A 19,921-nucleotide genomic window follows, 5' to 3' on the forward strand; every position below is an offset into this window, starting at 1 on the left:
CGCCCCACCCCGCCACCCCGGCACCGGCGAAGCGCCAGGTGAACGCGGTGGCCGGGATGATCCGATCGGTGACCGGTTGTCGCCGAAACCCGGACAGGGTCGTTGCACTTGGAGACAATGACGCCAGTCCGGCCCCGCCGGGGGCGGCGCGACCACGGACCGACCAGGAGCCGCCAGATGAGCAAGCAGGGTGCACCCGCACAGCCGCCCCGGCCCGACGACGGCTGGTGGGACACCGTCTACGACGGCCCGGCGGGCACCCTCCCCGACACCCCGCACGCGGACCCGGGCGACGGCAGCGTCGACGACTGGTTCGACACGGCGGCCGGGCTGATCGGGCAACAGCGCACGGCGGAACCGGAGGTGGAGCCGGAGCCGGATCCCGTCGAGGAGCCGGTCGCGGAGCCCGTCGCCGAACCCGTGCCGGCGCGGGACAGCATCGACGACTGGTTCGACACCGCGATCGGCGTGATCGAGGGGACCGGCGGCATCGGACGCCAGCGCGACGCGACCGAGACCGATCGGCTGTCCGCCCCCGCCGACACGCCGCTGCCGGAGGAGCCGGAACCCGAGGTGCCGCCCACCCCGGTCTCCCTGGAGAAGCCCGCCCCCGAGCCCGCCCCCGAGCCCGCCCCCGAGCCCGAGCCCGAACCTTCGGCAGAACCGGCACCGGAACCGGAACCCGCCCCCGAAGCAGCCCCCGCCCCCACCGCCGAACCCCCGGCGGTCAAAGAACCCACCCCCGAACCCGAACCCGACCACGCCCCGCAGCCCGACCCGGAGCCCGCCGCCCCCATCCCCGACCCGCGCCTGGCCATCCGCGTCCCGCTCACCGACAGCGGTCCCGCCGTCCCGCACGTCGGCGAGCGTCCCCCGACGTACGGGCCCGAGCCGACGGCCGTACCGGAGGCGGACCCGGACTCGCTCGCCACGGTCGTACCGGACACCGCGCTGGAGGGCGCCCAGTACGGAGCGACGGTGCTGCGCGCGGTCTCCGTCCGGGGTGACTCCGCCCGCTATCGGGGCGAGCCGCGCCGGGACAGCCTGCTGGTCACCAGGTTCGGCGACGGCCCCGACGCACTGCTGCTCGCCGTCCTCGCGGGCTACGACCGCACGGGCGGCGCCGAGGACGAGTCGCTCACCGCGCAGGCCGTCGCCGCCGCAACCGGCGAGGCCTGCCGCCAGCTCGCCGCCGCGATCGGGCGCAGTCGGGCGGGCCTGGCCGCCGACCTGCGCGACGGAGCCCGGGACCGGCTGCGCTACGGCCTCCAGCGCCTGGCCACCGGCGCCGCCGCCCCACTGCGCGCGCTGGCGCCCCGGGCGGAGGGGGACGACAGCCCGTCCCCGGCCTCGCTGCACTGCCTGTTGGTGTCGCTGGACCCGGCGGCGGGCTACCGCGCGGCCTTCGGCGTCGGCCCCGGCGGGCTCTACCTGTTGCGCTCCGGCCACTGGATCGACGCCTACGCGGCCCGGCTGCTCCACCACCCGGACGGCCAGCCGCCCGTCCCGGAAGCCCCGGTGCCGGACCCGCGCCCGTTCCGCTTCCGCCTCGTCCCCGCCACCCCGGGCGACATCCTGCTGCTCTGCACCCCCGGCCTGTCCCGCCCGATCGCCGACGAGCCCGCCGTCGCCCACTTCCTCTCCGCCCACTGGGCCCACCCCCACCCGCCGGGCACCGTCGACTTCCTCCGCCAGGTCCAAGTCCGCGCCAAGGGCTACGCCGACGACCGCACCGCCGCCGCCGTCTGGACCGAGTGACGCCGGCCCGAGCACGAGGGCCTGCGCCAGGAGTCGGCCCGCTCGACTTCTCACGCACGCACCCCCTGTTCGTTCACCGGGCTTCCTCACCCCGAGTGATCGGCTTCCAGCATCGGTCGCACGGCTGCGATCCCGCTGCTGTGGTCCGCACCTGGCCCGGGCCCGGCTGCTGCGGGCCGGGTGGGTGAGGAGGTGGCGCCAGAAGTCGGCCGGGCCGACTTCTCGCGCAGCCGGGGTTCAGGTGCGGAGGAGGGTGGTGGCGACGGAGGTGGCGTGGGTGAGGGCGGTGGGGGGGTGGGCGTCGGGGAGGCCGATGGCGATGGGGACGGCGAGGCCGTCGAGGAGGGCGCGGAGTTGGGCGGCGCGGGCGGGGGCGGGGCCGGGGGTGAAGTGGCCGGTGGCGGTGCCCGCTTCGATGAGGGCGACCAGGTCGGCCTGCCAGGGGGCTTCGATCTCCTGCTGGCCCTGTCGGAGTTCGGCGCTGGCGGGGGAGCGGCCCCAGACCTCGACCCAGAGGATCCAGCGCGGGTCGCCGGGGCCTTCGGGCAGGTAGAGGCGCAGGTAGGCGTCGAGGCGTTGCCAGGGGTCGAGGGTGGGGTCGGTGAGGGCTTCGCGGCGGCGGGCGCCGAGTTGGTCCTCGCTCCAGCGGAGGGTTTCCAGCAGGAGCTGGTCCTTGCTGCCGAAGTAGTAGAGCAGGTGTCCGGCGCTCATCTGCAGCTGTTTGCCGAGCCCGGCCATGGTGAGTTTGGCGAGCCCGTGTTCGGCGATGGCGGCCCGGGCGGTGGCGAAGACCTCCTCGCGGGGGCGCGCCGGTCGGCGCGGGCGGGGGTCGGCCATGGTGGGGGGCTGCTTCCTGACGGGGGAGTGGGAGGGAGGAACGGTACCGGAGCGGGGGAGGGCGCCCCCACTCCGGTCACCGAAGACGTCAGGCCCGGGGCTGCTGCTGGGTGATGCAGTGGATGCCGCCGCACTCTCCGCGCTATGGCCTCTGACCAGCAGTCTAATCAGCCCTTGAAGATCAAGTGGGAGCCGTTTGGGAGATCATTTGCGAGCCTTCTCCCAGCGCTCCTGCAACGACTCGGCGATGCGCCGTTCCATCGTGGGCGTAACGCCAGAGTACACATCCTCGACCCCCTGCATCCGGTGGCCCATGCGCGTCTCGACCGCAACCCGCGGATGGCCGTCCTCGTCCAGCCACCGCTTCATCGCGTGCCGGAGCCAGTGCGGGACCGCATCCTCGAGCCCCTCAAGCGGTCCAATTGCCGGCCGCCGGAAGTCCGATCGCGCCGCCCGCTCCTCAGCCCCCTTGATCACAGGCTTCCAGATGTAGGTGGAGAAGTCGGTGAGCAACAACGGCCCGCCCGTCATCGACGGGAACACCCACTCGCTGTCATGTGACTCCAGCAGCTCCACCAGCAGCTTGGCCAGGAACGGTGGCACGACTAGGTCCCGGACAGACCCGTACTTCGGCAACACCAGCTCCGGCTTGCGCTTGCCCCCTTCGACCGGCCGCACGTACTGGTGCTGCCACTGCACGCGCAACGCCGGCATGTCCGTGTAGCGCTCCTGCGCGGCCTTCACTCGCTTCCGCTCCGCAGTCCTGCCCGCAGGATTGTCCGGCCACCCAGGATCGGAAGCCGGCCAGTTCGGGTAGCACCACTCCCGCCGCAGCCCGTACAACTCGCCCTGACGCAGACCGCAGTAGGCCTTCGTCAGCATCGCCACATAGCCAGTGAGGCCCCAGACAGCGCGGGCGTTCTCGGCGACCTGCTCCACCTGCTCGGGGGTGAGTGTGGGCACTTCCTCTTTAACCGGCGGGACGTACTTCCCGCGGCGCCGGTTCACAGCTGGGATCGGCGAAACCTTCAGCAGGGGCGGGCGGTGCGCAACCGCATCGTCGATGATCATCCGGAACAGCTGGAGGATGGCCGATGCGAAGTTCGCGGATAGCTCCCGCCGTGTTGCCTTCTCCCAGACCAGGTAGGCGCTGGTGGTGATGTGGGATAGCGGGACATCACCCCATCGAAGGTTCAGCCGTCGAATCCGCTTGCTGTAGTTGTACTCCGTGTCGGGAGAGACGTCGATCGTCGCCAGCCACTGGTCAGCCCACTCGGCGAACGTCATGGACTCGCCAGCACTGGCGTCGAACCAATCTCCGCGGCGTACGTCGGTCTCCTGAGCCTGCCAGTAGGCGTCGGCCTGAGCCTTCGTGAGGAATCCGGGCTCGGAGTCGTACTTGCCGTTGGGCAGCTTGAACCGGGCGCGCCAGGTGTTGCCGCGCTTTTCGGACCAGCCCATGTCAGTTCACCCGCCGGTTGAGACCAAGCGGGCAGGCCGTGCAGGTGCTGCAGTCGATGCCGAGGCGGCGCAACAGCTCCACCGCCTGTTCAGCGGTCTCGTCGTCGTCGTTGGCGCGCTCGGTGATGAGCGCGGTGGTGCTTCCGTTCACTACGCCGGCCCAGGCGATGAATGAGGGTCCGAGGTCGGCGGTTGTGCACACGTGCATTGGCCCATCCCTGTGTGAGAGATGGCGCCCCCAAGTGGGGGCAATCATTCCACAAGATGACTGGCCGTGACTAGCCGTTTACAGGCATATGCCGCCGGGTATATCCGTCAGTCGCTCGGAAGCAGCCCCTGCCGGCGAAGTTCCTCGATGGCCTTCTCCTGAAGCTCCTGAATCTGAGCACCAGTCAACTCTGGTGCGGTAGCGATCGTGGCGTTCTGGATCGCCTGCCGCAGTGCCTCGCTGCTCAGGGGTGCTTTCGAGAAGCGGGCGCCCTTGACGACCTCGGAGGCAATGGGGGAGTAGTCGGAGTCCTCGATGACTCTTGCGCTGGTGCCTAGTGGCCAGCCCATCACCTCGTCGACGCGCGCGTAGGTGATATCGCGGACCGGCTGGCCTTCTTCCACCCGACGCCACGTAGTGATGCTCATCTTCGCCTGGCGCGCGCAGGCGTCCCGCGAGAGGCGGAGCTCAGCGCGCCGGCGCGAGACCGTCTCGGCGAGTCGGTGCAGGCCATCAGCTTGTCCAGGCATGACACACATCATGACAGGACCGTCTGGTCACTGTCAGGAGGGCCTGCCACCTGGGCTGGTTTTCGCCCACCTCCCGTCACCACTATCTGCTACTTGCGGCCACCATGAGCAAGCTATCGCCAATTACTGCTAGCGCAAGCTGATGGAAGCTGATACCTTCGAGCCATGCCCGAGCGATCCACCGTCGAGGTCGACGGTCCAGCCATCCGCAGAATTCGGAAACACGCAGGCGTGGACATGAGCACGCTCGCGGAACAGGTCGGCATCACTGCCAACTACCTGTCGCGGATCGAAACGGGCACGCGCCGCAGGGTCCGGCCGAGCGTCTATGCAGCTCTCCGCCGCCACCTCGGCGCCGCTGATGACGAGCTCCTCGCCCCCGGCGAGGCCCGTACACAGAGGACCTGACATGGCAACCGCCATCCAGCCCGACCCGGTTGTTGACGACACCGGCTACTACAACGTCAAAGAAGCCGCCCGCCGCATTCGGGTCGGCGAGCGCGCGATCCGTGACGGGATCAACCACGAGGGATGGCCTCACAGCCGCATCGGCCGGCGAATCGTGATCTCCGAGGCCGACCTGGCTGAGATCTACCGCCTGCACCGGGCGCCCGTGGCCGTCCCCCGCGGCCGTCGCCGCGCGGCCTGATCGACCCCTGACATGGGTCGGGCCCCCGCCCGGCAGTCACCCGGTCGCACCCGGATGCCGCCCGCGAAGGCCCAGCGGCCCACCACCACACCAGAAACACGAAGGAGAGGTGGACCTTGTCCATCTTGGCAGAGAACACCGAGCAGGTGTTGACCGAGTCCCGCACGATGCGCGCGGCGACGGTCGAGCGGACGGACGTCCTCACGAAGGTGAAGGCGCTCGTCCTGCTCCCGGACGGCGTGCACGCGACGACCGAGCTGGTTGCTGGCTTCTACGAGGTCAGCACCGAAACGATCAAGTCGCTCGTCAAGGACCACCGGGCCGAACTCGTCGAGAACGGGTACCACGTCCTGTCCGGCGCTGAGCGAGCCGAGTTCGTTAGGTCCCTCGGGGACCTTACGCTCCCGCCGGCCCGACACATCGCGCTGTTCACCCGTCGGACGGTCCTGAACGTCGGCCAGTTGCTGACTGGTTCGGACGTCGCGCACCGGGTCCGTGAGTACCTGCTGAACGTCGAGGAGTCCGCTTCGACCGCGGCTCGGTCGGAGGCAGTGGACCGGGCGGAGCTCGCGGCCCTGCAGATGCGGGTGTTGGCGGCGGCCGGCGGCATCGTGGACGCGAAGTGGCTGGAGCTGAAGGCCCGGCACGTAGCGGCGCGGGCGCTGGGCGAGGAGCCCGAGGTGGCGCCGGAGGACCGGCCGCTGTACGTGCCGGACTTCCTGCGCGGGAAGGGCCTGAAGAAGGTCGACATCCTCAGCGTGCAGTCGTGGTTCGGTCGGCGTGCGGCGGCGTTGTACGAGGCGGAGTACGGCGAGCGGCCGGGGATGCGTACGGAGGACACGGAGCGTGGGTCGGTCCGGGAGACAGTGGCGTGGACGTACGCCGCTCTGCCGGTGTTCGAGGAGACGTGGAACCGCTACTACGCGGCCCAGTTCCCGCAGGCGCCGGTCCAGCTGAGCATCGCGGGCGGTGCTGCGTGATGAGCGAGCTGGAGCTGAACGCGCTGGTCGACTCGCTGAGCGCCGAGGTGACGGTGCCGGTTGAGGTGCTGGTGGTCGAGGGCCCGGTGTCCGCCGTGGAGTTGCCGGCGTGGTCGTCGGCGACGGAGGCCCTGGTCGCCGAGTACGCGGCGCGGACGGGCGGTGCCCGATGAACGCGCCGCAGGTGATGTCGCTGCAGGAGGCCGTCGAGGCTGGCTTGCTGGAGGGCTCCATGATTTCGCGGGCCCAGACGGTGGTGGATCGGGTGAACGCGCTGCAGGCCCGTCCGGGCGCCTTCATGGAGTCCATCGAGGCCGCGCGCTTGTTCGGGTCGATGCACGCGACGATCGAGGGCCTGATGCACGAGCTGTACGTGTCCCACCTGCGGGTGCGGGGCCTGGAGCGGCTGCTGGGTGTCGAGGTGAGCCAGTGATGGCCGAGTACTCGCAGGCGCAGGAGGCGGCGCTTCGGCGGATGGCTGAGCACGCGGCGGAGTTGCCGGTGCGGCGGCCGGTTCCGGGTGAGGCGGCTCTGACGGCTCAGTGGCAGGACGACCACGGTGATTTGGACTCGTGGTCGGAGGAGATCGTGCTCGGTTACGCGGCGGCGGTGGCCCAGCTCCGCGCTGACGCTGTGCGGGAGGACCGCCTGCGGAGCGTCGAGCCCGACGGTTGCGGGCTGTGCGGTATCCCGCGCCGTGAGCACGCGCGGCGGTGGGTGTCCCCGGCCGGCTGGCACGCGTGGGTGCAGCCGTCGAACGACCAGATCCTCGCGCGGATGAAGGCCCGCAGGGCCGCCCGCGCCACCAACTCCCGGAAGGGCGGTGCCCGATGAGTGCCTCCATGAACCCGGTCGTCCGTCGGGCGGCCATCCTGATCGCCAACACCTCCGGGACGCCCGAGGAGATCGCTGCCGCCCTTGATGCGGCCGGGATGCTGCAGCGGCCGGCCGAGCGGATCAACGGCCCGTACCCGCTGTGGGTGCGTCCGACTGGTCTGGGCATCGCGGTGGACGCCCACCCGCTGGTGGCCGCGCTGGTGCGCGGTCTCTCGGCGGAGGTGGCCGAGTCTCCGGAGGACGTCACTGCCGAGCTGGTGACGATCGCCGAGGCCTCGGGCCCGGAGCAGGACGCGCTGATCGAGGGGCTGTTGGAGCGTCTCGGTGGGACGGATGCGCGGTACGCGGCGGTGGACGCGCGGCGGATGGCCGAGGTGCTGCTGTCCATGGTCGGCCCGGCGGTTCCGCACCAGAAGAACAGGAGGGCCTCCTGATGGCCAAGCGCACCGTCACCGGCAACTACCGCGTCGAGGTCACCGGCACGGTCACCCTGGCGCCGATCGACGGCGCCCAGAAGATCGCCCTGCCGGTCACTGGCACCGTCTACCCGCGCCGGTTGGGCGACTTCGGGTGCATGTCGATGTCCGACACCATGGCCACCGGCGACATCCCGGGCGGCTACCAGCGCCGGTGCGAGGAGATCGTCCGCTCGCTTGCCAAGCAGCAGCCAGGCCTCACGGCCACGGTGGTGTGCGACTCCCTCGACGAGTGCTCGCACTGCGGCTACGAGTGGGAGGTGTTCACTCAGGAGGACGCCGCCAGGTTCCCGGACTGGGACGATCCGATCGGGTTGCCGCAGTGCTGCGAGGCCGCGCAGGCCGAGTTCCGGGCGGGGGTGGCGTGATGCCGTGGATTTCCCGCCGCGCGCAGGCCGAAACAGCCGCCGCCATGACCCGACTCCGTGAGCAGGTCCGTGACCTGGAGGCGGACCTGGCTGAGCAGGGCCGCGCGAACGGGCGCCTCGCCGCCCGAGCCGTCGCCGCCGAGACCGCGCACCAGGGCGCCGCCAAGGCCATCCGGGCCGCGCACCGAGGCCAGCACGACGAGCTGTCTCGTCTGCGGGCGCTGGTCGACCAGCAGCGGACCACCATCCGGTCGCTGAACTCGCAGCTCGACAACGCGCTCGGCTACACGGCCGAGGAGATCGCGATGCTCGACGCCGGGGCGGTGACGACGCGATGAGCGACTACTCGCAGTACGAGCCGCTGGTGGCGCTGGCGGCCGCTCACGACACCGAGGTGGAGGTGGACTCCTACCTGTGGGCCAGCCTCTACGAGTACGCGGAGGGCGGCGAGGTGCCCGCGCCCAGGTCGATCGTCGAGATCACCGAACTGCGGGCGGTCAGCCCCGAGGGCTGGGCCAGCGTGGACGTTGCTCTCGTGGCTCGGCTCGGCGATGGCAGGTGGGCAACGTGCGTTGCCTGGGCCGACACCACCGGATTCGGCTGCCGGTACCAGGTGGACTGGCGAATCAACCCCACGCGGGAGCAGGCCGTCGCCTTCGGGCTGGACGAGGAGTCGCGCCGCGCGCTGAGGCTCTCGCTGCCCGGCTGATCTGCCGGCTCCCCAGCCCCAAGAACTGATCAACCCCGGCCGGGGCTGTCTGCCCCGGCCGCTCTCCGACGGAGAACAACCGATGAGCTTCACCTTCGCCCCCGCCACGCGGGAGCAGTCCAAGGCCCGCATCGCCCTCGCCGGACCGTCCGGGTCCGGCAAGACCTACACCGCCCTGTCGCTGGCCACCAACATGGCCCCCCGCGTCGCCCTGATCGACACCGAGCGCGGGTCCGCGTCGAAGTACGCCGCCGGGAAGCTCGGCGCCGGGTTCACCTTCGACACCCTGCAGATGTCCAAGTACGACCCCCGCGACCTGGTCAAGGCCCTCGCGGCCGCCGGACAGGCCGGCTACGGGGCCGTCATCGTCGACAGCCTCTCCCACTTCTGGATGGGCACCGGCGGCATGCTGGAGCTCGTCGACTCCATCGGCAAGCGCTCCGGCGGAGGTGGCCAGTGGGGCGGCTGGAAGGACGCCCGCCCGTTCGAGCGGGCCATGATTGACGCCCTGCTGTCCTACCCCGGGCACGTCATCGTCACGATGCGCACGAAGTCCGAGTGGGTCATCGAGACGAACGAGCGCGGGAAGCCGCAGCCGAAGAAGGTCGGCACGAAGGCCGAGCAGCGCGACGGCATCGAGTACGAGTTCGACATCGTCGGGGACCTCGACTTGGAGAACACACTCGTCATCTCCAAGAGCCGGTGCGACGAGCTGTCCGGCGCTGTCATCAACCGACCCGGTTCGGACATGGCAGCTACGGTCCTCGCCTGGTTGGAGGACGGTGTCGAGGTCCCGGACGCCGTGGACCTGGTGGACGAGGCCATGAACCCGGCCCTGACCGTGGACGGCGCGCTCGCCCTGCACGCGAAGACCGAGCGACACCGCCTGCTGGGCGCCGCCATCCTGCACCCGGAAACCGGTGCCCCGATGTCCCTGGGCGAGCTGATCGTCGAGCGCGGCCGGCAGCTGCGGGCCAACGGCGGGAGGCCGTCCGGGACGCCGGGACCTACCCAACCGTCCAGCTCCACACCCGGATCTGGCACGACGGGGGTCGCTGTGACGGCAGCTGCTGCGGGGCCTGGAGCCCCTGACCGACAGGCCGCGATCGACGCACTGCGGTCGGCTGCGCTGGTCAACGGTGTCGAGCGGACGATCGAAGCGGACTTCCGGCAGTCGTACGGCGTATCGGTCGAGGACGCTCCGGTCGCGGCCATCCGCGAGATGACGCAGCTCCTGCGGGGTGCGGCATGAACCTCGCCGACCTGGCCGCCCGCGAGGCGGTGTTGAAGGCCCTCGCCGACGAGATCGGCGACCAGCTCAAGGCCGTTCGGGCCGAAGTGCAGACCGAGCTGGACAAGAACCGGGGCGTGCAGCAGGTCGCCGCGGTCCTGCCGGATGGCCGACAGGTGGCGAAGGTGTCGCTCACCGACCCGGCGCCGGCTGCGGTGGTGACCGACCCGGAGGCGTTCGCTGCTTGGGTCCGTGACCACCACCCCGACAAGGGGGCAGTCACTCGGCGGTTCGTGCTCGAGGTGCGGCCAGCCACTCAGGCTGCGCTGTTGGCGGAGATGACGGCCGCCGGGGTGCCGCAGTGGTGCGACAAGGAGACGGGCGAGGTGCACACCGTACCGGGCGTGGAGATCCGCGCCACCCGGGCCCGCTCGCACAGCGTGCGGTTCGACACGGGCGGCCGAGGCCGCGTTGCCGAGGCCTGGCGGTCCGGTGCCCTGACCTCTCTGGTCCTGCCGGAGCTGACCGCTGGAGGTGCGGAGTGAGGCCGTGGCACCACCGGCCGCTGGTCGGCTTCGACGTCGAATCTACTGGCGTCAACCCGCTGGAGGACCGGATCGTCACCGCCGCTGTGCTGCGGGTGGGTCCGCAGCGGTGGAAGTACCGCGAGGACAATGCGATCCGCTGGATGGCTCCGACCCGGTTCGGGTGGGTCGTCGATCCGGGGGTGGAGATCCCCGAGGGCGCCGCGAAGGTGCACGGCATCACTACGGAGCGGGCCCGCCAGGTAGGCCGGCCTGCGGCTCGGGTGGTGCTGGAGGTCGCGACCGTGCTGGCCGAGCACATCGTCGAGGGCACGCCGATCATCGCGATGAACGCCCCGTACGACCTGACCATGCTGGACCGGGAGTTGCGGCGCCACGGCCACCGGACGCTCGCCGAGCTCGCCGGGCTGGAGCCGGTCGTGGTGGACCCGCTGGTCCTGGACCGGCAGGTCGACCGGTACCGGCGCGGCAAGCGCAACCTGACCGCCCTGTCCGAGCACTACGGGGTCACCCTTGACGGCGCGCACGAGGCTGCGGCCGACGCGCTCGCCGCCGTGAAGGTGGCGTACGAGATCGCCGAGCGCCACCCCGCCATCGGCAACGCGTCGCTGGCGGACCTCCACACCGCCCAGGTCGTGTGGGCGGCCGAGCAGGCGGACGGCCTGCGGCAGTACCTGGTTCGGCAGGGCCGCGACGCCTCTGCTGTTCACGGCCACTGGCCCCTCATCCCTCGACAGGAGGTGGCGTCGTGATCCCCGAACTCGAAGGCCCTGTGCCGTGTGCGTCGGCGCCGGAGCTGTTCTTCCCGCCCGACGGGGAGCGTGCCGGTTCGTCGGAGCAGATGAACCGCGTCTGGCAGGCCCAGCAGCTCTGCAAGCAGTGCCCGATCACCGAGTGGTGCCGTGTGCAACCGCGGCCGGCCGAGTTCGGCGTGTGGGGTGGCGTGGATGAGCACGCCCGGTCCAAGGCCGCGGGGGTCCGGTTCCGGCATGACCGCCCGATCAAGATCCGTGTGCCGACCCGGTGCGGTACGACGGCTGGGGCGGCCAAGCACCGCCGGTTGAAGCAGACGGTCTGCGACGCCTGCCGCGAGGCCGACCGTATCGACACGGCCAACCGGCGCGCCAAGCGTGCCTCGCAGGACGCGGCGTGACGGCCGCCCGGCGCCGGGACCCGGCCAAGGAGGCGGAGGCGTACAGCTCCGCGATGACGCTGACCGAGCTGCCCGAGGAAACGTACGCCGCGGCCCGCCACTACATCGGCCGTCGGGCCCGCGACAAGGCGGACGAGCAGCTGCTGCTGGAAGCGCTCAACCTCCACCAGCCGGCGTGACCTGCCGGCAGTGGCTGCCCGCGGACCAGCGGTACTGCGGGCAGCCCGCCCGGCCCTACCTCCCGGGCCCCCGCTGCCCCGAGCACACCCCGGCCAAGCAGGCCGGGCGCCCCGAACCACCAGACCCGAAGGACCCGAGATGACCGACAGCCCCGCCACCATCGCCGAACAGCGCCGTGACCTCCTCAGGATGGTCGTCCTCAACCGGGCCATGGACGTGCCGGGCAGCCAGCCCGAGTTGTTCAGGGCCGAGGTTGGCCTGGTCGTCCACGGCTTCATGGCCGACTACTACGCCGCCGCCCTCGCCGAGGTGGCGCCCGAACTTGCCGAACGGGTCGCCATGGAGCTCGCCGAGTACCTCGATGACGGCGCCCTGCCTGAGTACGCGTGGGATCGCGCCGTCGCGCTGGGCCACAACCCGCGGCAGTGGGTCGACGAGTACGAGGCCGCCGTCGAGGCACGGGCCAAGCAGGCCGCCCAGGGCTGACGCCTGCCTGATCTGCCTGGGGCGGGGTGTCACCGCCCCCGCCCCAGGCCACCAACCCTCACCCGCACCAACTGACCGGAGACCAGCACATGGCCGAGAAGGACCGGCGCACTTACGTCCGTGTCCACGACGGGCTGACGGACCACCCGAAGATCATCGAGGTGGGCGGGGAGGCCGCGTGGCTGTACGTCAGCGCGCTCTGCTACTCGTCGCGTCAGCTGACCGACGGCCTGGTTCCGAAGCGTCTGATCCCCCGGTTGACCGATGGAAGCAAACCCGAAGCAAGTGCTTCGGCACTGCTTCGCGTTGGCTTGCTTCACGAGGGCGAACACGACTGCCCGCGATGCCCTGTCGGAGGGCCCGACATGTACGTCGTGCACGACTACCTCGTCCATCAGAGGTCCGCTGCGGAGGTGACAGAGCTCCGCGAGAAGCGTTCCGCCGCAGGTCAACGAGGTGGAAGGCGCTCGGGCGAGTCCCGTCGAGCCGCCTCTCAGGCCGAAGCAAACGGTGAAGCAAGTGCTTCAGCAAAACCGAAGCAAACGCGAACCAAAACCGAAGCAGAGACAGAGACAGAGACAGAGGTAGAAGAAGTACTACGTACTTCTTCACGTGCGCGCCGTAAGGCCGGCCACGACGAGCCGCCGAGGGCCGACGTCGAACGCGTCTGCCGGGCCCTCGCCGACGCCGTCGAAGCCAATGGCTCCAAGCGGCCCACCATCACCAAGCAGTGGCGCGACGAAGCCCGCCGCCTCATCGACATCGACGGCCGGACCGTCGACCAGATCCTCGGCGCCATCGACTGGTCCCAGAACGACAGCTTCTGGCGGTCCAACGTCCGGTCGATGCCCAAGCTCCGCCAGCAGTACGACCAGATGCGCCTCCAAGCCATGCGCGGCCAGCCCGGTGCGGGCCTCGCCCCGACCGGCACGAGTGGTCCCAGGCCCTCCACCACCGACCAACGCGTCCAACAGGGCCTCGCCCTCGTCGAAGAGCTCCGCGCACTCGAAGGAGACCACCAGTGACCCCGTCCCAGGTAGCCGAACTCCTCACCATGGCTTCCGCCTTCGACCGGCGCACCGTCGGCAAGACCGACGTCATGGCGTGGCACCTCGTCCTCCGCGACGTCGACTTCGAGCAAGCCCAGACCGCCGTAGCCGCCCACTACGCGGACACCCGCGACTGGATCATGCCGTCCGACATCCGCCACCGCGTCCGCAAGCAGCGCGAACAGGCCGCTGCCGACATCCAGGGTCCTGGCCTGCCGGCCGAGATCCCCGACGCCGACCCCGACGACGTCCCCGCCTACCTCGCCGCCCTTCGCGCTCAGCGCACCCGTGCCGCCCTCGGCGAGTCCATGCGGCCCCGCCCGGTTGCCGAACTGCTCGCTGGCGTCGGCCGCGAGGTGCCCACGCCTGAGGATGCCGCAGTGACCCGGGTCCGCAGCGCGCTCGACGTCCGCTGCCCGTACTGCCATGCCCCGGCTAAGCGGCCATGCAAGAGCCCACTGGGCCGGCGTCTCGGCCAGCTCCACCCCAGCCGCTTCGACGCAGTCAAGGCTGCGCAAGCCCAGCAAGGCGCCGCCTGATGGGCGCCCCGATGCCCCCGGGCCTGCGCCACCGCGAGCGGCCGCCTGAGTGGGCCATCCCCTGCCCCGTCCCCACCTGCCGCGCCAAGGCCGGCACCCCCTGCCACACCCCCACCGGCCGCCGCCTCACCGCCGGCAGCCACCCCAGCCGAGCCGACGCCTGGCTCGTCCACCAGACCACCCAACCCGCCGCCTGAGGAGACCACCGTGACCACCGCGTTCACCATCCCCGGCACCACCCGCTACCACCTCGACGCCAACTGCCCGGCCCTCGACAGCGCCCGCCTCACCCACAGCGGCGTCTTCCGGACCACCGATACCGCCGACTTCACCCCGTGCCTCGTGTGCGCCAGCACCGCCGCCACCGAGTGGACTCTCACCTCGGAGAACCTCGGCGAACTGCTGGAACTGGTCGGCCCGTCGAAGCCGCACTGGGCACCGCTGCCCGCCGAGGCGCTCGGCGTCAGCACGCAGATCGACGGCCTCACTATCTGGGCCCACAACGGCCAACCCCGCACCGTCGCCCGCTACGGCGACACCATCACCCGCCAGCCCGGCGGCACCTGGACCGTTACCCGCGTTGAGGCGCGCGCCTGATGCCGATCCGCCCGGAGAACCGCGGCCGCTACCCCGCCGACTGGCCCCAGATCAGCCTCGACATCCGCACCAACCGGGCCGCCGGCCGCTGTGAGTGCCTCGGCGAGTGCGGCCGCGGCACCCACGACGGCCGCTGCCCGAACCTCAACGGCGGCCTGGCGTACGGCACCGGCTCGAAGGTCGTGCTCACCGTCGCCCACCTCGACCACCAGCCCGAGCACAGTGACCCGGCCAACCTGCGCGCCCTGTGCCAGGCATGCCACTTGCACTACGACCGCGACCACCACCGGCAGACCGCCGCCGCTACCCGCCGAGCCGCGATCGAAGCGGCCGGCCAGCTGACGATCACCGAGGAGACCACCCGATGAGCCAGCCCCAGCCCGCCACGTGCACCACCTGCCACACCGCCATCCACTGGATCGACTGCCCGACCGGCGGTTGGTGGAGGCACGACCAGCACCCCGCTGACAACCACGACGCCGAGCACGACCACATCGCCGCCTACCACGCCGCCCAGGAGGCCTGAGCCATGACCGACGCGCCCCTCGACCTCGACGCCATCCAGGCCCGCCACGACGCCGCCACCCCCGGACCGTGGTATGCCGACGACACCGACATCCTCGTCGGCACCCCCGACGACCTCCAGCCCCACCCCGTCTGGATCGGCGAGACCGCCAACCCCGGAACGCCCAACGGCGGCCTCACCATCGCCCAGTTCATCGCCGCCGCCCGCACCGACGTCGAACAGCTCCTCGCCCGGGTCCGGCAACTGGAGGCCGAGCGCGCCCTGTACGTCGGCGTCGAACCCACCATCGCCGAGGAGATGGCCGAGCTGACGCGCGGCTACATCGCCGCCCACGCGGTGTGCGACGCCGCCGAGAAGCAGGCCACCCGGTGGGAGAACCCGCTCCCCGTCCCCGAGTGGGTCGCTGCCATCCGCGCCGCACTCGACGGCCGCCCCGCTACCTGACGGCCCCGTGCGCGGTCAGGACCGGACCACCAACGGCCGCGCACGGCCCCAGGCACCCCGAGTGCCACCCGACAGCCCACAGGCCCCCAGACGGGCCGCCACGCCACGGAGGGCGACGATGCGTCAGCAGACCTCGGCCGGCCGCCCCGGACGCGGGCAGCACAAAGCGCCGCGCGGCACTGGCCGGCGGCTGCAGGGCGGGGCGCGTCAGGCCTTCGGCGGCTCCGGGCGCTTGGGCAGCTCAGCGTCGGGCCGGCCGGTGTGCCACTCCATGAACCGTCGGAGTAGGGCAGACCGGTCCGAGTCGACGGCCTGGGCGGACTTCTCGAAGTCGTCCCAGAGCTGCTGCTCGATGCCGCGGAGCCCGCGGACGGGGTGCTTGTGCATGTTGGCCATGCCCAGATCATCGCAGGGTGGTTGACCACCTGTCCAGAGTGTGGTTATCTATGGGTGGTCAACCACCCGTGAACTGGAGGAACAGATGCCCACCGCCACCATGAGCCAGGACGGCACCTACCGCATCGACATGCGCGTCACCTTCCGCGTCAGCATCGGCAACCTCGCCACCTACCTCGCCTCCGCCCTCCGCCACGTCGACGACGCCGACCGCCTCATCGAGCTCATGACCGGCCTCAACGCCCGCCAGATCCGCGACACCGTGCGCACTGAGATGGAGCGCCGCGGCGTGGACTACATCGACGGATGGGCCGACCAGTTCAGCTACGACGAGACCGTTCAGCGGCTCAAGCTGGCCGAGCAGCAGATCCGCCGCGCCTTCCCCGAGCTGGACAAGGCAGACCGCGAGCAGAAGCAGACCGCCGCACTGGCTGAGCAGCCCGTCCCCGTGGAGGCGCCCGCGCCGGCCACCTGCCGCCACGGGAACGCCCCGCGCCAGGACGTCGCCGGCGACCCCATCAAGGCGTGCGAGGACGGGTTCCGTGCCCCCGGCTACGTGGAGTACGGAGCGTTCAACGCCGAGGGCTGCTTCTACAGCGGGGACGGGTGCGCGGTGGACGCGGCCAACGCCGCTGCGGAGGACGCCGAGGAGGAGGACGACATCACGTGGGGCCGGATGTGCACTGACCACGAAGGCGGGCCGGCCAACCACTGCCGCACGTGCAACGCGGAGGAAGCGCCGACCTGCGCCGACTGCGACGGCGACGGCTGCCACTGGTGCCACTGGACCGGCCGCAAGGGCAACTGACCACCCGCCTGCTCGGCAGCCGTGACCGTGCCGGCTGCCGAGCCGCCAACCACCTCTGATCTGCAAGGGAGATCGCCATGAACAAGCGCGAGACCTACAGGAAGTACCGCGCCGAGCTCGGCGAACACAGCCTCGTTCGGCTGCAGGAGATCGTCGAGGAGATCAGCGACCCGAACGACCCGCGCGGTGATGACGAGCTGTACGTCAAGGCCTTGCACGTCTCCCTCCGGGCCGTCCTCCCGTCCCGGCTCCCCTTCCGCACCCGCTGAGACGGGAGACCCCGATGAACGACACCGAACAGCTCACCTGCCCGCCCACATGCCGCGGCGGCATCCGCAGCGACTGCCCGCGCCGCCCGAACTGGCGGGCCCGCGAGCACGGCGACAACTCCCCCCGCAACTGGCTGTGGATCTGCCACCGCCACCTCGCCACCACCTGCGCCGACTTCGGTGAGCAGGCCGAGATCGACGTCGTCCGCGTCGGCTGCTGACCCACCCCGTCCCGGCGGCCGGCACCCACCGGCCGCCCCGCCACACACACCCACCACGGAGACCCGAATGACCCTCGACGACCTCATCGCCACCCTCGAAGCCGCCGACCCCGACCTCGTTATCGCCGACGGCTTCACCAACCCGCACTCCTACCGCGGCGACTACTACGACCTCGCCTTCGAGCCCACCACCAACGTCCGCGTCGGCGACATGCTCGCCGAAGCCCGCGAGGCCCTCGGCACCACCTACCAGGGCTGGAAGGGCGGCGACTTCACCATGCAGGGCTACACCGACTGCTGGCTCGCCGAGGAGGGATTCTCCGGCGGCGAGACGCTCGGCCCGCTGCTGCTGAAGCTCATGCTCCAGCAGACCGTCAACCCCGCTGGCGGTGCCCGGTGACCAACACCCCGCCGCCCGCGCTCGACCGCGCCGACGAGGCGCTCATCCGCTACCGAGCCCAGCGCCCCAGCCAGTTCACCGCCCGCACCATCCGCGACGACTACACCGCGATGCTCGCCGAGATCGGCCGGCTCCGCGCCGAACTCGCCGCCGCCCGTGACCGCGCCCTCACCGAGGCCGCCGAGATGCTCCGGCAGGCCACCGTCCCCGCCCACCAGGCGGACGGCCTGGACGCCGCCGCCGACCTCCTCGCCGCCGCCCGCGACACGACCAGCTGACCAGGAAGGCCCAACCCATGCTCACCGTCACGGACTTCTTTTGCGGGGCCGGTGGCTCCAGTCAGGGCATGCACAACATCCCCGGCCTCCAGGTCGCCACCGCCGCCAACCACTGGGATCTCGCGGTTCGCACCCACCAGGAGAACTTCCCCGAGGTCCGCCACGACTGCGCCGACATCTCCCAGATCGACTTCCGCCGCTACCCCCGCACCGACCTCCTCTGGGCGTCGCCGGAGTGCACCAACCACTCCGTCGCCAAGGGCGTCAAGCGCGGCGCCGACCGGCAGCCCGACCTGTTCGGCGAAGTCCTCCCCGAGGAAGCCGCCGTCCGCTCCCGCGCCACCATGTGGGACGTCCCGCGCTACCTCGAAGCGATGTCGCTGCGCGGCCGGCCCGTCCTCGGTGGCGCCGTCGAGAACGTCGTCGATGCCCGCAACTGGGCCCTCTTCGACGCCTGGTGCATGGCCATCCGCGCCCTCGGCTACGACATGCGGATCGTCTACCTCAACTCCATGCACGCCCGGCCCCGCTTCGGTACCCCGCTCGCACCCCAGTCCCGCGACCGCATGTACGTCCTGTACTGGCTCAAGGGCAACCGGGCCCCGCAGATCGAGAAGTGGACCCGGCCCGACGCGCACTGCCCCAACCACGGCCGCGTGCAGGCCGTGCAGTCCTGGAAGAACCCCGACCGTGAATGGGGCCGCTACCGCGCCCAGTACGTCTACCGCTGCCCCATCCCCGGCTGCTGGACCGTCGTCGAGCCGTGGGCCCTCCCGGCCGCCGCCGCCATCGACTGGACCCAGCCCGGCCAGCGCATCGGCGACCGCACCAAGCCCCTCGCTGCGAAGACCCTCGCCCGCATCCGCGCTGGCCTCGCCAAGTACGCCCGCCCGCTCGCCGTCCCGGTCGAGGGCCGTGAGGGCAAGTCCGCGGCGCCGGTCGACGACCCGCTGCGGACCATGACCACCCGCAACGAGACCAGCCTGGCGTGGTTCGAGCCGTTCCTCGCCGAACTGCGCGGCGGCGGCTCCGACCACCGGCCCGCCTCCGACCCGCTCGCCACGGTCTGCGCGTCCGGCAACCACCACGGCCTCGTGCACCCCGAGGCCATGGTTGTCCCGGCCGGCGGCACCTGGAACGACGAAGCCCGCCCCGTCCGTGAGCCGTTCCGGGCGCGGACTACCCGAGAGACCGAGGGCCTGCTCGTCCCGTACTACGGCAACGGCACCGCCCGCTCCACCGGCCAGCCCGCGCCAACCGTCACCACGGTCGACCGCCACGCCCTCGTCTCCCCCGAACTCGACGTCGAGGAGTGCCTGTTCCGGATGCTCACGCCCTCCGAGATCGGCGCCGCCATGGCCTTCGGCACCGACTACACCGTGCTCGGCAACAAGCGCGAGCAAGTTCGCCAGTACGGCAACGCCGTCACCCCGCCCGCCGCCGAGGTGCTGATGTCCGCTCTGGTCGAGTCCATCACGGGCGAAGACCTCCAGGCCGCCGCGTGAGCGCGCACCGCATCGTCGTCATCCGCTGCAACAGCGGCCTGCAGTGCGGTGCCGAGATCAGCACCCCGTTCGGCACCAGCCGCGCCGCCGACGTCCGGGCCTACACCCGGCCGCACGGCTGGCACCAGCGCCCCGGCGGCCGGGACATCTGCCCCGACTGCTGGAACGCCGGCCACCGCTGACGCCCGACGCCGCCCGTGACCCGCGGGCGGCGGCCGGCTCCGACCTCACAGAACGGATGCCCAGTGACTCAGGGACCGCACAAGCAGTGCAGCAACTGCGGAAAGGCTGATCGGAAGATCATCCGAGGTCTGTGCAACGCCTGCTACCAGCGGTGGACAAAGACCAAGAGGCCAACCGCCGTGCCTCCGCCCCCACCCCGTCCCACCAAGTCCACATCGTCGAAAACCTGCGCAGACTGCGGCCAAGACCAAGACCAGCTCCGCCGCGGACGCTGCGACGCCTGCTACCGAAAGCATCT

At 71.2% G+C, this 19,921-nt stretch carries 36 protein-coding genes; 31 read left to right on the forward strand and 5 right to left on the reverse strand.

Translation table 11 applies throughout. The features are described from left to right. The first annotated feature begins 177 nt into the window (after nt 1-177). On the forward strand, nt 178-1,758 hold the full coding sequence (locus O1G21_RS28945) for a protein phosphatase 2C domain-containing protein (protein WP_270147792.1): 1,581 nt from the start codon (nt 178-180) through the stop codon (nt 1,756-1,758). Between the two features lie 237 nt (nt 1,759-1,995). Here the strand turns inward: O1G21_RS28945 and O1G21_RS28950 are convergent, their stop codons facing one another. From O1G21_RS28950 to O1G21_RS28965, 4 genes are all read right to left on the reverse strand, one after another. After that, a complete protein-coding gene (locus O1G21_RS28950; RefSeq protein ID WP_270147793.1) occupies nt 1,996-2,595 on the reverse strand; it encodes a TetR/AcrR family transcriptional regulator in 600 nt (199 codons plus the stop codon). 204 nt (nt 2,596-2,799) lie between these two features. Next, nucleotides 2,800-4,056 (reverse strand): tyrosine-type recombinase/integrase, encoded by a 1,257-nt coding sequence (locus O1G21_RS28955; protein WP_270147794.1) that lies wholly within the window; start codon nt 4,054-4,056, stop codon nt 2,800-2,802. Nucleotide 4,057: 1 nt separating this feature from the next. Beyond that, complete coding sequence (locus tag O1G21_RS28960) at nt 4,058-4,264, reverse strand: hypothetical protein (RefSeq protein WP_270147795.1); 207 nt, start codon at nt 4,262-4,264, stop codon at nt 4,058-4,060. Nucleotides 4,265-4,371: 107 nt separating this feature from the next. Next, nucleotides 4,372-4,794, reverse strand: coding sequence for a hypothetical protein (locus O1G21_RS28965; RefSeq protein ID WP_270147796.1), 423 nt, complete (start codon nt 4,792-4,794; stop codon nt 4,372-4,374). 165 nt (nt 4,795-4,959) lie between these two features. Between O1G21_RS28965 and O1G21_RS28970 the strand changes: the two genes are divergently transcribed. From O1G21_RS28970 to O1G21_RS29080, 23 genes are all read left to right on the forward strand, one after another. Continuing rightward, entirely contained in the window at nt 4,960-5,202 is a 243-nt protein-coding gene (locus tag O1G21_RS28970) for a helix-turn-helix domain-containing protein (protein ID WP_270147797.1), read from the forward strand. Between the two features lies 1 nt (nt 5,203). Continuing rightward, on the forward strand, nt 5,204-5,443 hold the full coding sequence (locus O1G21_RS28975) for a helix-turn-helix domain-containing protein (RefSeq protein WP_270147799.1): 240 nt from the start codon (nt 5,204-5,206) through the stop codon (nt 5,441-5,443). A gap of 116 nt (nt 5,444-5,559) precedes the next feature. Beyond that, a complete protein-coding gene (locus O1G21_RS28980) occupies nt 5,560-6,423 on the forward strand; it encodes a hypothetical protein (protein WP_270147800.1) in 864 nt (287 codons plus the stop codon). Next, complete coding sequence (locus tag O1G21_RS28985) at nt 6,423-6,596, forward strand: hypothetical protein (protein WP_270147802.1); 174 nt, start codon at nt 6,423-6,425, stop codon at nt 6,594-6,596. Before O1G21_RS28980 ends, O1G21_RS28985 begins: the two co-directional genes overlap by 1 nt. Further along, complete coding sequence (locus tag O1G21_RS28990; protein ID WP_270147803.1) at nt 6,593-6,856, forward strand: hypothetical protein; 264 nt, start codon at nt 6,593-6,595, stop codon at nt 6,854-6,856. The genes O1G21_RS28985 and O1G21_RS28990 overlap by 4 nt, the downstream gene beginning before the upstream one ends. Continuing rightward, complete coding sequence (locus tag O1G21_RS28995) at nt 6,856-7,257, forward strand: hypothetical protein (protein WP_270147804.1); 402 nt, start codon at nt 6,856-6,858, stop codon at nt 7,255-7,257. Before O1G21_RS28990 ends, O1G21_RS28995 begins: the two co-directional genes overlap by 1 nt. Further along, nucleotides 7,254-7,694 (forward strand): hypothetical protein, encoded by a 441-nt coding sequence (locus O1G21_RS29000; protein ID WP_270147805.1) that lies wholly within the window; start codon nt 7,254-7,256, stop codon nt 7,692-7,694. Before O1G21_RS28995 ends, O1G21_RS29000 begins: the two co-directional genes overlap by 4 nt. Continuing rightward, nucleotides 7,694-8,104: a hypothetical protein gene (locus O1G21_RS29005; RefSeq protein WP_270147806.1), complete on the forward strand. Its 411-nt coding sequence runs from the start codon at nt 7,694-7,696 to the stop codon at nt 8,102-8,104. Before O1G21_RS29000 ends, O1G21_RS29005 begins: the two co-directional genes overlap by 1 nt. A gap of 44 nt (nt 8,105-8,148) precedes the next feature. Beyond that, complete coding sequence (locus O1G21_RS29010) at nt 8,149-8,442, forward strand: hypothetical protein (protein WP_270147807.1); 294 nt, start codon at nt 8,149-8,151, stop codon at nt 8,440-8,442. Further along, nucleotides 8,439-8,813 (forward strand): hypothetical protein, encoded by a 375-nt coding sequence (locus O1G21_RS29015; RefSeq protein ID WP_270147808.1) that lies wholly within the window; start codon nt 8,439-8,441, stop codon nt 8,811-8,813. The genes O1G21_RS29010 and O1G21_RS29015 overlap by 4 nt, the downstream gene beginning before the upstream one ends. Nucleotides 8,814-8,895: 82 nt before the next feature. Further along, nucleotides 8,896-10,065: an ATP-binding protein gene (locus O1G21_RS29020; protein WP_270147810.1), complete on the forward strand. Its 1,170-nt coding sequence runs from the start codon at nt 8,896-8,898 to the stop codon at nt 10,063-10,065. Next, nucleotides 10,062-10,589 (forward strand): hypothetical protein, encoded by a 528-nt coding sequence (locus O1G21_RS29025; RefSeq protein WP_270147811.1) that lies wholly within the window; start codon nt 10,062-10,064, stop codon nt 10,587-10,589. Before O1G21_RS29020 ends, O1G21_RS29025 begins: the two co-directional genes overlap by 4 nt. Next, a complete protein-coding gene (locus O1G21_RS29030; protein ID WP_270147812.1) occupies nt 10,586-11,341 on the forward strand; it encodes an exonuclease domain-containing protein in 756 nt (251 codons plus the stop codon). Before O1G21_RS29025 ends, O1G21_RS29030 begins: the two co-directional genes overlap by 4 nt. Continuing rightward, complete coding sequence (locus O1G21_RS29035) at nt 11,338-11,742, forward strand: WhiB family transcriptional regulator (RefSeq protein ID WP_270147814.1); 405 nt, start codon at nt 11,338-11,340, stop codon at nt 11,740-11,742. Before O1G21_RS29030 ends, O1G21_RS29035 begins: the two co-directional genes overlap by 4 nt. Further along, a complete protein-coding gene (locus O1G21_RS29040) occupies nt 11,739-11,921 on the forward strand; it encodes a hypothetical protein (RefSeq protein ID WP_270147816.1) in 183 nt (60 codons plus the stop codon). The genes O1G21_RS29035 and O1G21_RS29040 overlap by 4 nt, the downstream gene beginning before the upstream one ends. 139 nt (nt 11,922-12,060) lie before the next feature. Further along, a complete protein-coding gene (locus tag O1G21_RS29045) occupies nt 12,061-12,408 on the forward strand; it encodes a hypothetical protein (RefSeq protein WP_270147818.1) in 348 nt (115 codons plus the stop codon). An 89-nt stretch (nt 12,409-12,497) separates the two neighbouring features. Further along, the gene (locus O1G21_RS29050; RefSeq protein ID WP_270147819.1) at nt 12,498-13,433 is read left to right on the forward strand and encodes a hypothetical protein; all 936 of its coding nucleotides are present in this window, start codon (nt 12,498-12,500) and stop codon (nt 13,431-13,433) included. After that, nucleotides 13,430-13,996, forward strand: coding sequence for a zinc finger domain-containing protein (locus O1G21_RS29055; RefSeq protein WP_270147820.1), 567 nt, complete (start codon nt 13,430-13,432; stop codon nt 13,994-13,996). The genes O1G21_RS29050 and O1G21_RS29055 overlap by 4 nt, the downstream gene beginning before the upstream one ends. After that, nucleotides 13,996-14,193, forward strand: a complete 198-nt coding sequence (locus O1G21_RS29060) for a zinc finger domain-containing protein (protein WP_270147823.1) — start codon at nt 13,996-13,998, stop codon at nt 14,191-14,193. Before O1G21_RS29055 ends, O1G21_RS29060 begins: the two co-directional genes overlap by 1 nt. Before the next feature lie 10 nt (nt 14,194-14,203). Further along, complete coding sequence (locus O1G21_RS29065; protein WP_270147824.1) at nt 14,204-14,593, forward strand: hypothetical protein; 390 nt, start codon at nt 14,204-14,206, stop codon at nt 14,591-14,593. Next, nucleotides 14,593-14,961: a hypothetical protein gene (locus tag O1G21_RS29070; protein WP_270147826.1), complete on the forward strand. Its 369-nt coding sequence runs from the start codon at nt 14,593-14,595 to the stop codon at nt 14,959-14,961. The genes O1G21_RS29065 and O1G21_RS29070 overlap by 1 nt, the downstream gene beginning before the upstream one ends. Beyond that, a complete protein-coding gene (locus O1G21_RS29075) occupies nt 14,958-15,119 on the forward strand; it encodes a hypothetical protein (protein ID WP_270147828.1) in 162 nt (53 codons plus the stop codon). Before O1G21_RS29070 ends, O1G21_RS29075 begins: the two co-directional genes overlap by 4 nt. Nucleotides 15,120-15,122: 3 nt before the next feature. Continuing rightward, entirely contained in the window at nt 15,123-15,563 is a 441-nt protein-coding gene (locus O1G21_RS29080; protein ID WP_270147830.1) for a hypothetical protein, read from the forward strand. Between the two features lie 207 nt (nt 15,564-15,770). On the opposite strand, the gene O1G21_RS29085 is transcribed toward O1G21_RS29080, so the two are convergent. Beyond that, nucleotides 15,771-15,959: a hypothetical protein gene (locus O1G21_RS29085; protein WP_270147831.1), complete on the reverse strand. Its 189-nt coding sequence runs from the start codon at nt 15,957-15,959 to the stop codon at nt 15,771-15,773. Nucleotides 15,960-16,044: 85 nt separating this feature from the next. On the opposite strand from O1G21_RS29085, the gene O1G21_RS29090 reads away from it, so the two are divergent. The 7 genes from O1G21_RS29090 (at nt 16,045) to O1G21_RS29120 (ending at nt 19,622) form a co-directional block, all read left to right on the forward strand. Continuing rightward, nucleotides 16,045-16,767, forward strand: a complete 723-nt coding sequence (locus O1G21_RS29090) for a hypothetical protein (protein WP_270147833.1) — start codon at nt 16,045-16,047, stop codon at nt 16,765-16,767. A 77-nt stretch (nt 16,768-16,844) separates the two neighbouring features. Then, nucleotides 16,845-17,036, forward strand: a complete 192-nt coding sequence (locus O1G21_RS29095) for a hypothetical protein (protein WP_270147835.1) — start codon at nt 16,845-16,847, stop codon at nt 17,034-17,036. A 14-nt stretch (nt 17,037-17,050) separates the two neighbouring features. Further along, nucleotides 17,051-17,257, forward strand: coding sequence for a hypothetical protein (locus O1G21_RS29100; protein ID WP_270147837.1), 207 nt, complete (start codon nt 17,051-17,053; stop codon nt 17,255-17,257). 67 nt (nt 17,258-17,324) lie between these two features. Beyond that, nucleotides 17,325-17,657, forward strand: coding sequence for a hypothetical protein (locus tag O1G21_RS29105; protein WP_270147838.1), 333 nt, complete (start codon nt 17,325-17,327; stop codon nt 17,655-17,657). Continuing rightward, nucleotides 17,654-17,935, forward strand: coding sequence for a hypothetical protein (locus tag O1G21_RS29110; protein ID WP_270147840.1), 282 nt, complete (start codon nt 17,654-17,656; stop codon nt 17,933-17,935). The genes O1G21_RS29105 and O1G21_RS29110 overlap by 4 nt, the downstream gene beginning before the upstream one ends. 17 nt (nt 17,936-17,952) lie before the next feature. Beyond that, nucleotides 17,953-19,440: a DNA cytosine methyltransferase gene (locus tag O1G21_RS29115; RefSeq protein ID WP_270147841.1), complete on the forward strand. Its 1,488-nt coding sequence runs from the start codon at nt 17,953-17,955 to the stop codon at nt 19,438-19,440. Next, entirely contained in the window at nt 19,437-19,622 is a 186-nt protein-coding gene (locus O1G21_RS29120; protein WP_270147842.1) for a hypothetical protein, read from the forward strand. Before O1G21_RS29115 ends, O1G21_RS29120 begins: the two co-directional genes overlap by 4 nt. Nucleotides 19,623-19,921: the final 299 nt, after the last annotated feature.

The sequence above is a fragment of the Kitasatospora cathayae genome (assembly GCF_027627435.1).
In the GTDB taxonomy this organism is placed as follows: Bacteria; Actinomycetota; Actinomycetes; order Streptomycetales; family Streptomycetaceae; genus Kitasatospora; species Kitasatospora cathayae.

Excerpts from the sequence above, each read along its gene's own strand:
- O1G21_RS28945 (WP_270147792.1), top strand. The coding sequence starts at position 178 with ATGAGCAAGCAGGGTGCACCCGCACAGCCGCCCCGGCCCGACGACGGC.
- O1G21_RS28950 (WP_270147793.1), bottom strand. The coding sequence starts at position 2,595 with ATGGCCGACCCCCGCCCGCGCCGACCGGCGCGCCCCCGCGAGGAGGTC.
- O1G21_RS28955 (WP_270147794.1), bottom strand. The coding sequence starts at position 4,056 with ATGGGCTGGTCCGAAAAGCGCGGCAACACCTGGCGCGCCCGGTTCAAG.
- O1G21_RS28960 (WP_270147795.1), bottom strand. The coding sequence starts at position 4,264 with ATGCACGTGTGCACAACCGCCGACCTCGGACCCTCATTCATCGCCTGG.
- O1G21_RS28965 (WP_270147796.1), bottom strand. The coding sequence starts at position 4,794 with ATGCCTGGACAAGCTGATGGCCTGCACCGACTCGCCGAGACGGTCTCG.
- O1G21_RS28970 (WP_270147797.1), top strand. The coding sequence starts at position 4,960 with ATGCCCGAGCGATCCACCGTCGAGGTCGACGGTCCAGCCATCCGCAGA.
- O1G21_RS28975 (WP_270147799.1), top strand. The coding sequence starts at position 5,204 with ATGGCAACCGCCATCCAGCCCGACCCGGTTGTTGACGACACCGGCTAC.
- O1G21_RS28985 (WP_270147802.1), top strand. The coding sequence starts at position 6,423 with ATGAGCGAGCTGGAGCTGAACGCGCTGGTCGACTCGCTGAGCGCCGAG.
- O1G21_RS28990 (WP_270147803.1), top strand. The coding sequence starts at position 6,593 with ATGAACGCGCCGCAGGTGATGTCGCTGCAGGAGGCCGTCGAGGCTGGC.
- O1G21_RS28995 (WP_270147804.1), top strand. The coding sequence starts at position 6,856 with ATGGCCGAGTACTCGCAGGCGCAGGAGGCGGCGCTTCGGCGGATGGCT.
- O1G21_RS29000 (WP_270147805.1), top strand. The coding sequence starts at position 7,254 with ATGAGTGCCTCCATGAACCCGGTCGTCCGTCGGGCGGCCATCCTGATC.
- O1G21_RS29005 (WP_270147806.1), top strand. The coding sequence starts at position 7,694 with ATGGCCAAGCGCACCGTCACCGGCAACTACCGCGTCGAGGTCACCGGC.
- O1G21_RS29010 (WP_270147807.1), top strand. The coding sequence starts at position 8,149 with ATGACCCGACTCCGTGAGCAGGTCCGTGACCTGGAGGCGGACCTGGCT.
- O1G21_RS29015 (WP_270147808.1), top strand. The coding sequence starts at position 8,439 with ATGAGCGACTACTCGCAGTACGAGCCGCTGGTGGCGCTGGCGGCCGCT.
- O1G21_RS29020 (WP_270147810.1), top strand. The coding sequence starts at position 8,896 with ATGAGCTTCACCTTCGCCCCCGCCACGCGGGAGCAGTCCAAGGCCCGC.
- O1G21_RS29025 (WP_270147811.1), top strand. The coding sequence starts at position 10,062 with ATGAACCTCGCCGACCTGGCCGCCCGCGAGGCGGTGTTGAAGGCCCTC.
- O1G21_RS29045 (WP_270147818.1), top strand. The coding sequence starts at position 12,061 with ATGACCGACAGCCCCGCCACCATCGCCGAACAGCGCCGTGACCTCCTC.
- O1G21_RS29050 (WP_270147819.1), top strand. The coding sequence starts at position 12,498 with ATGGCCGAGAAGGACCGGCGCACTTACGTCCGTGTCCACGACGGGCTG.
- O1G21_RS29060 (WP_270147823.1), top strand. The coding sequence starts at position 13,996 with ATGGGCGCCCCGATGCCCCCGGGCCTGCGCCACCGCGAGCGGCCGCCT.
- O1G21_RS29070 (WP_270147826.1), top strand. The coding sequence starts at position 14,593 with ATGCCGATCCGCCCGGAGAACCGCGGCCGCTACCCCGCCGACTGGCCC.
- O1G21_RS29075 (WP_270147828.1), top strand. The coding sequence starts at position 14,958 with ATGAGCCAGCCCCAGCCCGCCACGTGCACCACCTGCCACACCGCCATC.
- O1G21_RS29080 (WP_270147830.1), top strand. The coding sequence starts at position 15,123 with ATGACCGACGCGCCCCTCGACCTCGACGCCATCCAGGCCCGCCACGAC.
- O1G21_RS29085 (WP_270147831.1), bottom strand. The coding sequence starts at position 15,959 with ATGGCCAACATGCACAAGCACCCCGTCCGCGGGCTCCGCGGCATCGAG.
- O1G21_RS29090 (WP_270147833.1), top strand. The coding sequence starts at position 16,045 with ATGCCCACCGCCACCATGAGCCAGGACGGCACCTACCGCATCGACATG.
- O1G21_RS29095 (WP_270147835.1), top strand. The coding sequence starts at position 16,845 with ATGAACAAGCGCGAGACCTACAGGAAGTACCGCGCCGAGCTCGGCGAA.
- O1G21_RS29100 (WP_270147837.1), top strand. The coding sequence starts at position 17,051 with ATGAACGACACCGAACAGCTCACCTGCCCGCCCACATGCCGCGGCGGC.
- O1G21_RS29105 (WP_270147838.1), top strand. The coding sequence starts at position 17,325 with ATGACCCTCGACGACCTCATCGCCACCCTCGAAGCCGCCGACCCCGAC.
- O1G21_RS29115 (WP_270147841.1), top strand. The coding sequence starts at position 17,953 with ATGCTCACCGTCACGGACTTCTTTTGCGGGGCCGGTGGCTCCAGTCAG.